The following is a 7,817-nucleotide window of genomic DNA, read 5'->3' on the forward strand; positions in this document are numbered from 1 at the left end:
GCCCGACGATATCGCGCACTTTCTCGACGAACAGCGGATCGGTGGACAGCTTGAAAGTTTCGACGCGGTGCGGTTGCAGACCGAAGGCGCGCCAGATGCGATGCACCGTCGAAGGCGCATGACCGATCTCTCTAGCCATGCTCCTGAGGCTCCAGTGGGTGCCACCCTTTGGTTTTGTCTCCAACGTCTTGCGGATCGTGCTCGCGATTTCGTCGTCGCCAATCTCGCGCGGTGCGCCGGGCCGCGGTTCGTCGTAGAGACCGTCCATTCCTCGCTCGGCAAAGCGGTTACGCCAGGTGCCGACCGTGTGCGTGCAGACCCCAAGCTTCGACGCGATCTCTTTGTTCTTTAGGCTGAGGGCCAGATGAACTTGCCGCGGCCCAGGCGTTTGGCATAGAGCGACATGCCTAACCCGTCATGCCATAAAATCTTGACCAGATCGCCGCGGCGACCGCGGAAGATATAGAGATCGCCAGCATGAGGATCGCGCTTCAAGCTCTCCTGAACCGTCAGGGCCAGACTTTGCATGCCGCGGCGCATGTCGGTGTGGCCGGTGGCGATCCAGACCCTGACGCCGCTCGGGATCGGGATCATTGCCGCCTCAGAAGCTCAAGCAACCGCTGCAGTGCCTCGGCGTCAACATCCCGGTCAACGCGAACCCGACAGCCGCCGCTAAGCTCGATCTCGATCATTCCGGCCCCTGGACGCTGCGCAGGAGGCGAAGACGGCGGTTGTGGCGCTTACCTCGGTGCCAGAGCCGACGTAAAGGCGATCTCCACAGGAACAAGCGCTGGCTCGGCGTCCCCGCTCAGCCGATCCTCGCGCGCCAACCGGCGCCACGTGAACAATTGGCTCGCAGACAACCCGTTGCGCCGAGCCGTCACCGACACCAATCGTGGGCCGCCATAGCTCTCGGCAACGATCCGTCGCTTTTCTTCCAATGTCCAACGGCGTCGAGCGCCTGTCGAGACAACTTCCAGTCGGGAGACCTTCGAATCAGGCGTATGGTCAGTCATACGCCTATGTCTTCACCCTCTATCGCTCCGCGCAAGGCGGCCCTCGCCGGAGCGATACCCCGATGATGCCGATACCCGGAAACACTAAGATACGCCGCCACGCCATCAGCAACGAGCGCGAAATCCCGTCCGGCTCCGCCTCTCAGTCTAGCCCGTGCGGAATGTGGTCGATCATCCGGCCGGGTTCCGGCATTTTGGCCGGTCCTGTCGCACAGGAAGTCAGCGCCAATGCAGATAGCCAAGCAGGGCGGGTAAAGCCGACGGAAATGCTGAAAAGCAGAGCGACGCTTGGTCGGCCCGCTATCTGAGTTGCTAGCGACCAGGTCGTGTGCGCATAATCGGACGTGGCTCAGGGGAGCGAACTGTGTTGGTTCCGGCGTTCTGCTGTTCTTCGGCCTCGGCGTGCCTTGCTCGCTGCTGCTGCCGCGCAAAATTCCTGATCGCCTGGCAGCGGCGCCGGTGTTCGGCCTCGCGGTTTTCGTCATCGTGACGACGGTCGGCTACCTGTATGGTGCACCGAACGTTGCAGCTGTTGCGCTGCCCGTGCTGGCGACGGCGGGCCTGATCGCCGGCTTCGTGCTGTCCTCGACGCGGACGTGGCTGGCGATCCTGCTCGCCACGGGGTTCGCCGTCGGCGTCGTCTGCCTCGCACCGCTCTGGATCGGCGGCTGGCAGTTCGCGCTATTCCAGGGCAATCCAACCGACCAGTTCAATTATATTTCGATGGCGTCGGCGTATGGCTCGCACACCTATGCCGATCTTATCGCCACCGGGTCGTCGAGCGACTTCACCTATCTGAGGCTGGCGGCGAGCCAGCTGCACGCGCGACCGGCCGTGGCCATCGCGCTCGCGAGCTTGTGGCCCGGGTTCTTCGCAACCGCGGCAGAGGCATCCTATCCCTACCTTGCGCTGCTGCAGACGCTGACGCTATTCGGTATTTTATTCGCCGTTCGAAACATCTTCGGCGCCGGCCGCGCGATCGGTCTGTTGATCGCCACAGCCTTTGCGATCGGATTTTTTTCGCAATATGTCGAGGACATCAACGCCTGGGCTGAACTTTCGACGCTGGGACTGACGACGGCATGCGTGACGCTCGTGTATTTGATCTCGTCAGGGGCCGTCGGCGCGGCCGCGATCGTCCCGCTGGCGCTCACGGCCGGGGGAATTCTGTACCTCTATCCGGAAGCAGCGCCGATCTGTGCCGCGGTATCGCTGGCCGTCCTGATCGGTTTCCTGCTCCTGCAACCCGCCGAGCGCGCACGCCGCGCCCGCTGTATCGCGGCCGTCGCCGGCGCGGCACTATTGGTCTGCCTGCCGGCGTGGAACTCGACGGTGATGTACCTGACCAGGCAGCTTGCGCTCGGGCCCGCGCCCTGGGAATGGTTCGTTGCCTATAACCGATTTTACTCTCAGCGGGATAAATCCTCACGCGGCGAGATCTGTAGCGGAGCAGCTACGGCAGCTGGTGAACGCGGTCGCTGGCCTGTCCGGCGTCTATTTTATTTTTCCGCCCCCGTTGGCTGAGATCGCTGGTCAAACCCTCTGGCCGTTGCTCGACGCCGCCTTTCTCGTGTCGCTGTTCGGCGCGACGCTCTATGCCATCGACCGAAAGGCCGTCGCCGTCGTCCTGGCGGCACTCGCCTGCTGGGCCGCGATCCCGGTTTACCTTATCCTGGAGGGCAACCTTTGGGCTGCCGGCAAGGCCGTCTCGATCGCCAGCGCGTTCATCTTCATCGCTCTTACCTGCCCCATGGCCGCGGCGAAACGAGCGATCGCCATTCCGGCGGCCGTCCTTGTCCGCCCTCCATCTCGGCTTCGGCGTGCAGCGCCTGATCGCCGCATCCTGGAAAGATGGTCGGCCGACCTGGCGGGCTGCGCCCGCGTCGCCGTGCTCACGAAGTACCCCACCTCGAAAGGGTGCTGGAAACGGTGCTGCAGGATACCGGCGTCGCGTCCGAGTTTCCGATCGTACGATTGAGCGACTTCTATGCCGGCGATCCGGTGCCGGGCCAGACGGTCACGGGGAATGCCGACTGCTCCATCGTCGATACGCCGGCGCCGGCAGCGCCCGGGCGCATAATCAACCTATATCGCGCCCACTCGCTGAGACCCGCGCCAAGTCATGATGCGATCGATCGGTCGCAACCCTCGCTACCACTGCGCCATGCGCGCCAGTGAAGAGCATTCCCAGAGGACCGTCCTAATGCACCGAATCTGAGACTGCCCGGGCGATCGGGTCGACGGGGGCCGTAACGTTTCCTCTCATCATTGCCCAGTCCGAATATACTTCGAAGGTCACGGCGGTCAGCGCCAGCAGGAAAATAATTCCGATCGTCCTCATCAAACTGATTTTGCCTTTGATTGTGGCGTTCAAAAGTCCAAGATACAGCTGCAGTGCCAAAGGCGGACACCGCGGCTAGAGCGACGATGAGGTTGCGCATCTATTGTCTCCGTTTTTGTTCAGAATGCTCGCCATCCCTTAAAACAAAGATCTCGCACGGCGGATAGTTCCGCACCGAGAGTTGGCGGCCGAGCGGCCCCACGCCGGGGTCTGAAGTGGGACCGCCGGCCGGCCTTGGTGCGGCGGCGCAGCTTGCCAACAAAAGAGATACGGCGCAGCGAAGCTAAAATTTCTCGGTGGAAAATTAACTTGTGGTCATGAACTCTCGCCTCGAAATTGGAAATTCAATTCCTATCTGAACCTCATGCCCCGCCGCCTCTTCGAGCCCTGCATCCCGACCCGCGGAACCGCCGTCCCGATCGGCCCGGACTGGATCCACGAGATCAAGCAAGACGGCTACCGGATGATCGTGCAGCGCGAGGGCAAGCGGGTCCGGCTGTTCACCCGCAACGGCCACGACTGGACCGGCCGCTATCCGCTGATCGTCGAGGCGGCCTTGAAAAATCGCGCCAGTTCGTTCGTGGTCGATGGCGAAGCGGTGCTGCTCGGCGTCGACGGCGTCTCGGACTTCGACGGGCTGCATTCCCGGAAGTTCGATGCCGAGGTGCAGCTCTACGCGTTCGACGCGCTGATGCTCGACGGCGAGGATCTGCGCAAGCTGCCGCTGTCGATGCGCAAGGCCAACCTCGCCCGGCTGTTGGCACGCCGGCCGGAAGGCATCTTCGTCAGCGACTTCGATCAGGCAGAGATCGGGCCGGATCTATTCCGCAAGGCCTGCGAGTTCGGCCTCGAGGGCCTGGTGTCGAAGCGCCGGGTGGAGCGCATCCTGCGCGTGCCCTATTGCCTTCGACCTTCGGTTGCGGTTGGATGGCGAAGTACCAAACCCTGGGTCGCTATTGGCCTAATCTTCTTAAATTGAATGAATCGAAGTGGTGTCTTTCTGACTGTTTTATCGCCCAGCGCTGTCGGGAATCAGTTGTGATATTCTTGGCTTTTTGCCTGCTGATATTCTTCGGCCTGGGCCTTCCAATTTCGCTGTTGCTGCCGGTCACGATACCCGACCGCCTCGCGGCGGCGCCAATATTCGGGCTAGCAGTTTTCGCTATCGCGACTACCATCGCGTACGCAAATGGTGTGTTGTTCGGAGCCGTGATGGCACTGTTGGCGCTAGCCGTTTGCGGATTGATCTCAGGATTCTTCGCGGCATCATCAGACCGAATTTGGCTTGCGACGCTATTCCTTGCTGGCTTGTCGGTTGGTACAATATGCCTCGCACCTCTCTGGATCGGCGGTTGGCAGTTCGCGCTGTTCCAGGGCAATCCAACCGACCAGTTCAATTACATTTCGATGGCGTCGGCGTATGGCTCGCACTCCTATGCCGATCTCTTCGCCACCGGGTCGTCGAGCGACTTCACCTATCTGAGGTCAGCGGCGAGCCAGCTGCACGCGCGACCGGCCGTGGCCATCATGCTCGCCAGCCTGCGGCCTGCGTTCTTCGCGACGGCAGCAGAGGCCTCCTACCCCTATCTCGCGCTGCTGCAGACGCTGACGCTGTTCGGTATTCTGTTCGCGGTTCGAAACATCTTCGGCGCCGGCCGCGCGATCGGTCTGTTAATCGCCGTAGCCTTTGCGATCGGATTTTTTTCGCAATATGTCGAGGACATCAACGCCTGGGCTGAACTTTCGACGCTGGGACTGACGACGGCATGCGTGACGCTGGTGTATTTGATCTCGTCAGGGACCGTCGGCGCGGCCGCGATCGTCCCGCTGGCGCTCACAGGCGGGGGAATTCTGTACCTCTATCCGGAATCAACGACGATCTGTGCCGCGGTATCGCTGGCCCTCGTGATCGGTTTTCTGCTCGTGCACCCCGCCGAGCGCGCACTTCGCGCCGGCTATATCGCGACCGCCGCAGGCGCGGCATTATTGATCTGCCTGCCGGCGTGGAATTCGACGGTGATGTTCCTAACCAGGCAGCTCGCACTCGGGCCCGTGCCCTTCGAATGGTTCGTCGCCTACGACCGATTTTACTTCAGCGGGACAGATCCCCATGCGGCGATATCCGTAGCGGGGCTGTTGCGGAAGCTGGTGAACGCGGTAGCAGGCCTGTCCGGCGTCTATTTTATTTTTCCGCTCCCGTCGGACGGGATCACTAACCGGGTCTTCTGGCCGTTGCTCGACGCCGCGTTTCTCGCGTCGCTGTTCGGCGCGACGCTCTGCGCCATCGATCGGAAGGCCACCGCCGTCGTCCTGGCGGCGTTCGCCTGCTGGGCCGCGATCCCGGTTTACCTGATCCTCGAGAGTAATCTCTGGGCCGCCGGAAAGGCCGTGTCGATCGCCAGCCCGTTCATCTTCATCGCTCTTACCTACCCCATCGCCGCGGCGAAACGAGCGATCGCCATTCCGGCCGCCGTCCTTGTCGCTCTTCATCTCGGCTTCGGCGCGCAGCGCCTGGTCGCCGCATCGAACTCGGATGGTATCCGCGCTGCCGGCGGTTACCCGGAAGTGCCTACCCTCAAGACTCCGATCGACTGGCGGCTGGAAAGATGGTCGGCCGACCTGGCGGGCTGCGCCCGCGTCGCCGTGCTCACGAAGTACCCCCACCTCGAAAGGGTGCTGGAAACGGTGCTGCAGGATACCGGCGTCGCGTCCGAGTTTCCGATCGCACGATTGAGCGACTTCTATGCCGGCGATCCGGTGCCGGGCCAGACGGTCACGGGGAATGCCGACTGCTCCATCGTCGATACGCCGGCGCCGGCCGCGCCCGGGCGCATCATCAACCTGTCGCGCTCTCTCGCCGAGGCCCGCGTCAGTTCGGATTGATCGTCGTCGTGTTGCTGGACGCGAGCCACGGTCCGACGGCGTTGTCGGGATCGACGACACCATTGGCCGATTCCACTGTCGTGGCGACCATGATCGAGCCCGCAAAATTGGAAACGCGGGTGTTGGCGACCAGAAACTCGCTCGCGCCCTAGATGTTGAAACGGTGGCCCCCGACCAGGTAAGTGCGGCGAGCGCAGGTGATGGCCATGCTGGTCATGCTCATTTTCCTCCTGAAATGAGGGTTTGACGGCTTTACGCGGCCGGGGTTTAAGCGGCCAATCTCTGCCCCCGGCCCTTCCCATATGCACGGGAGAGTCTCACGGCGAGAAGATAACTGCCGCGCCTCGAAAGGCGATCCGGCGAGCTGCGTTGCGGCGCTGGGAATGAAGCTGCTACCGCGTTTTACCCGCCGACAATCCGGACCCGTTGCCCGTTTGACCACTGGATTTAATCGTTGCCGCGTCCTTCGCGCTTGGTCTCCCAAGCCTCATACTCCGACGTGCCGGGACGCGGCGGTATCCCCTCCGGCTTGCCTCCTAGCCAGTGCGGGATGTGGTCGATCATCAGGCCGGGATCCGGCATTTTGGTCGGTCCTGTCGCACAGCAAGCCAGCGCCAGTGCAGGAGCCAAGCAAGGCAGGTGCGGAGCACGATAAATCGCATTCGGGCAATATGCCCGGCAATTGGCCGGCGCCTGTGCGGCATTGTGCCCCGCTGCAACAAGCAGCGCGATCGATGTGCAGTCTACCCACAAAAAAGCCCCGGTCGGCGATGTTCGCCCGCGGCGCTCGCCGTCTTGCGCAGAATGGTGTTGCACTTTTACCGCAGCCGGTACGCTGGCGGTTTTGTATGGACGGCGCCCCACTACCCTAGCCCCAGTGCGGCTTGCCACTTTAATGCGTCGAGTCCGCGATCGAGACCGATACGCGAGCCGTAACGCTTCCGTTTGTCAGAACGCGGTCGGAATACGCATCTAGGCTCGATGCTGGTAAGCCCGACAACACGACAACCGCATTCCCAATCCTACAGCGCGACGGTCGCCTACTTAGCCGCGCCCATCCGTGACGTGACCACTTCCATCCCAGGGGCGTTTGGCTGGATCAAGACCATGGACTCCGCTTTTGTCGCGTAACCGGCCATTCGACAAACGCAAAATACCAAAGGGCCGCCAAGTTCACGACCGGAACGAGGATGAGCAGCGTCCACCAACCGCTAAAGCCCGCGCGCTGCACGATCCGCACTACGGCGACGATACTCAGAAGCACCGGCAGCGCGCACAGCGCTAAAAGCGCCAAAGCGAGAATCGGCGAATTGATATGGTAGTCGGCGAAATACCAAACCATAGGGACAAATATGCCCGCGGAACCGGCTCTTTTCCAGTGCCGACGGGCGCGCTTCAGGCGCGCCCGTCAACTGGGCTGTGGCACACTCCACTTGGTCGGTCGGGCGGCGCCGCCAAGCCGACACCGACCAACACGTCAATCGCGTCGTCGTCGATCCCGATCTACTGCCGCGCCCCAGCCGCGCGACTGAAAACGCAGCAGTCCTCACCGGATGCTAACCGCAATGCCAAACGAC

9 protein-coding genes are annotated in these 7,817 nt (G+C 62.3%); 4 read left to right on the top strand and 5 right to left on the bottom strand.

Annotated elements, in window-relative coordinates:
- The 3 genes from GSQ88_RS35415 to GSQ88_RS35860 form a co-directional block, all read right to left on the bottom strand.
- Positions 1–364: helix-turn-helix domain-containing protein (locus GSQ88_RS35415; protein WP_210253938.1), on the bottom strand; the 364-nt coding region annotated here is incomplete at its 3' end.
- The gene (gene tnpB / locus GSQ88_RS30770; RefSeq protein ID WP_159011710.1) at positions 349–594 is read right to left on the bottom strand and encodes an IS66 family insertion sequence element accessory protein TnpB; all 246 of its coding nucleotides are present in this window, start codon (positions 592–594) and stop codon (positions 349–351) included. The genes GSQ88_RS35415 and tnpB, both read right to left, overlap by 16 nt.
- Positions 595–740: 146 nt before the next feature.
- Complete coding sequence (locus tag GSQ88_RS35860) at positions 741–1,016, bottom strand: transposase (protein WP_246785142.1); 276 nt, start codon at positions 1,014–1,016, stop codon at positions 741–743.
- A gap of 402 nt (positions 1,017–1,418) precedes the next feature.
- On the opposite strand from GSQ88_RS35860, the gene GSQ88_RS30780 reads away from it, so the two are divergent.
- Both GSQ88_RS30780 and GSQ88_RS30785 read left to right on the top strand, forming a co-directional pair.
- Positions 1,419–2,540, top strand: a complete 1,122-nt coding sequence (locus tag GSQ88_RS30780) for a hypothetical protein (RefSeq protein WP_159011712.1) — start codon at positions 1,419–1,421, stop codon at positions 2,538–2,540.
- Positions 2,533–2,994: a hypothetical protein gene (locus GSQ88_RS30785; protein WP_210253933.1), complete on the top strand. Its 462-nt coding sequence runs from the start codon at positions 2,533–2,535 to the stop codon at positions 2,992–2,994. Before GSQ88_RS30780 ends, GSQ88_RS30785 begins: the two co-directional genes overlap by 8 nt.
- A gap of 222 nt (positions 2,995–3,216) precedes the next feature.
- On the opposite strand, the gene GSQ88_RS30790 is transcribed toward GSQ88_RS30785, so the two are convergent.
- Complete coding sequence (locus GSQ88_RS30790; RefSeq protein WP_159011715.1) at positions 3,217–3,417, bottom strand: hypothetical protein; 201 nt, start codon at positions 3,415–3,417, stop codon at positions 3,217–3,219.
- A gap of 304 nt (positions 3,418–3,721) precedes the next feature.
- Between GSQ88_RS30790 and GSQ88_RS30795 the strand changes: the two genes are divergently transcribed.
- Positions 3,722–4,336, top strand: coding sequence for an ATP-dependent DNA ligase (locus tag GSQ88_RS30795; protein WP_159011717.1), 615 nt, complete (start codon positions 3,722–3,724; stop codon positions 4,334–4,336).
- 68 nt (positions 4,337–4,404) lie between these two features.
- Positions 4,405–6,240, top strand: coding sequence for a hypothetical protein (locus GSQ88_RS30800; protein WP_159011719.1), 1,836 nt, complete (start codon positions 4,405–4,407; stop codon positions 6,238–6,240).
- A gap of 1,099 nt (positions 6,241–7,339) precedes the next feature.
- On the opposite strand, the gene GSQ88_RS30805 is transcribed toward GSQ88_RS30800, so the two are convergent.
- The gene (locus GSQ88_RS30805) at positions 7,340–7,582 is read right to left on the bottom strand and encodes a hypothetical protein (RefSeq protein WP_246785144.1); all 243 of its coding nucleotides are present in this window, start codon (positions 7,580–7,582) and stop codon (positions 7,340–7,342) included.
- Between the last annotated feature and the right edge of the window lie 235 nt (positions 7,583–7,817).

This window comes from Bradyrhizobium sp. S69, from assembly GCF_009766005.1.
Taxonomy (GTDB): Bacteria; Pseudomonadota; Alphaproteobacteria; order Rhizobiales; family Xanthobacteraceae; genus Bradyrhizobium.

What these genes read in the sequence shown, in the direction of transcription:
- GSQ88_RS35860 (WP_246785142.1), bottom strand. Translation starts at nt 1,016, where the DNA reads ATGACTGACCATACGCCTGATTCGAAGGTCTCCCGACTGGAAGTTGTC.
- tnpB (WP_159011710.1), bottom strand. Translation starts at nt 594, where the DNA reads ATGATCCCGATCCCGAGCGGCGTCAGGGTCTGGATCGCCACCGGCCAC.
- GSQ88_RS30805 (WP_246785144.1), bottom strand. Translation starts at nt 7,582, where the DNA reads ATGGTTTGGTATTTCGCCGACTACCATATCAATTCGCCGATTCTCGCT.
- GSQ88_RS30795 (WP_159011717.1), top strand. Translation starts at nt 3,722, where the DNA reads ATGCCCCGCCGCCTCTTCGAGCCCTGCATCCCGACCCGCGGAACCGCC.